The 2,062-nt window shown below is 36.0% G+C and carries 2 protein-coding genes; one reads left to right on the forward strand and one right to left on the reverse strand.

Going from position 1 to position 2,062, the window contains the following annotated elements; translation table 11 throughout:
• On the forward strand, nt 1-207 hold a 207-nt coding region (locus tag D5R40_RS38650), incomplete at its 5' end, for a hypothetical protein (protein WP_205127830.1).
• A 99-nt stretch (nt 208-306) separates the two neighbouring features.
• Here the strand turns inward: D5R40_RS38650 and D5R40_RS32460 are convergent.
• On the reverse strand, nt 307-1,377 hold the full coding sequence (locus D5R40_RS32460; RefSeq protein ID WP_124146792.1) for a carbon-phosphorus lyase complex subunit: 1,071 nt from the start codon (nt 1,375-1,377) through the stop codon (nt 307-309).
• Nucleotides 1,378-2,062 lie beyond the last annotated feature (685 nt).

The raw sequence follows: 2,062 nt of genomic DNA on the forward strand, positions 1-2,062 counted from the left end.
ATTATCATTTTCTTTGTGGGTTTAATACCCCACCGTCTACACGGTGTTCAAAATTACTTGGGGTTAGAATCCCCATGTAATTTTCCTCCTGTCTCCTGTCTCCTGTCTCCTGTCTCCTTCTTCAATCATTATTCATTATTCATTGTTGACTACCTACCACCTAATACCAAGAGTGAAAAAAGAATTCTTAACTTAGACGACACTTAAATTATCAACTAATTAATACTAGGGAGTCAAATTAGGTAATTAATTTTGCCTCAGCAATTAATTGTTAATTATTCATTGTTAATTATTCATTATTCATTATTAAATGTGTTCCTTCCGCAGCTTTCTAATTAAATTTATTTCTGCTTGAAAATCAATATAGTGAGGTAATTTTGAATGCTGTACAAACCCTTGAGCTTGAACATTATCTGAGTGATACAAAACAAACTCCGGGTCTTGAGCAGGTCCTTGTATTTCCTCCCCCAATTCTTTAGCTTGCATAGCACGGTCCACTAACGCCATTGACATTGCTTTTCGTTCGTTATAGCCAAAAGTTAAACCGTAACCACGGGTAAGTTGTGGTGCTGCTTCCTTACTACCTGTAAACATATTTACATTTTCAGCTTCAGTAATAGTAATCTCAGCGATCGCTATTTCAAAACCCAATTCTTCTGGACAAATAACAACTTCTACTTCTCCCATTTTTATTTCTCCGGCGAAGGGATGGGTACGACCATAACCCCTCTGAGTTGAATACCCTAAACTAAGTAAAAAACCCTCATCTGCACGAGCTAAATTTTGTAATCTCGCGTCTCTCTCTGCGGGTAATTTTAGAGGTTTTCTTGTTAAGTCATAAGGTTGTTTATCATCCTCTATTTTTTCCTCATAAACTAATCCTTCTTTCTCTAAAATATTCATTACTCTAGGAAAGTTTTCATCTAAGTTTAAATTTTGGCTTTGAGGAGCAGTATAGTTATTTCCTTCCGCAGCTAATTTAAAGTCTAATAGTCGATGAATATAATCAAAAGTTGGTCCTAAATATTGACCTCCGGGAATATCTTTAAATATTGCAGAAATTCGCCGTCGAATCTTCATTTTGATAGTATCCAATGGTTGACTATAATAAAGTCTTGGTAAAGTAGTTCGATATGCTCTTAATAAAAATATTGCTTCAACTAAATCCCCCCATGATTGTTTAATTGCTAAAGCAGCTAGGTCTCGATCATATAGGGCACCTTCGCACATAACTCTATCAACTGCGAGGGTAAGTTGTTGTTTAATTTGCTCTAAACTTAGTTCAGAAATATTGGGGTCTCCCCGCCGTAAAGCTTGCAATAGTGCTTCAGCATTTTTGATTGCTTCTTCTCCACCTTTTACAGCTACATAAGCCATGTTTTTTTACCTCAATTTTTGTAAGCATTCAGCTGTCAGCCATCAGCTATTACTTTTAGTTTACGATAAAAGCTTTGATCGTAAAAAGCTTTATTAATTGTCTTACTACAACAGTTGCCTCCCTTGCCCTTAAAGTCTATTTTCATTTAAATACTGTCTTTAAGGAGAGAGTCTTGTTGCGCTGGAATTGACAGTTAGTAACTTAAATTTTACCAAATTTTTCTCTTAGTTTGCAGTTTTTTTATAAGCATTCAGCGGTCAGCATTCAGGACTTCAGCTATCAGCTTCATTACCTTTAATTGACAATTAAAGCTCGTAGTTCTTGTGCTTCAATTTTCTAGTTAAAAATGTAGTAGAACTTAAGCGAATGCTTGCTTAATTCGTTAAATATATAGCGTTTCTCAGTAAGCTTGAGGTATACTTTTATCTTGACTTCACTATTGCCTATTGCCTGTTGCCTAAAGCCTAGAGTTTTGTACCTCACTCTTTTTGGGAATTGCTATATCAGAGCTAACTCCTAATAGCTGTTTACCGAAGAATTAATTATTAATTATTAATTATTAATTATTAAATAATTCTGGTTTAAAGCCTCCCCTTTTAAGGGGAAAAAGCGGTCGTTAGCGTAGCTTCCCGAAGGGTGGGATGGCGATCTTCGGAGCGGGTCTGCAAGAACGGGTCTCCTCGC

The sequence above is a fragment of the Okeania hirsuta genome, from assembly GCF_003838195.1.
Taxonomy (GTDB): domain Bacteria; phylum Cyanobacteriota; class Cyanobacteriia; order Cyanobacteriales; family Microcoleaceae; genus Okeania; species Okeania hirsuta.

Coding starts and splice junctions, on each gene's coding strand:
- D5R40_RS32460 (WP_124146792.1), bottom strand. CDS start 1,377: ATGGCTTATGTAGCTGTAAAAGGTGGAGAAGAAGCAATCAAAAATGCT.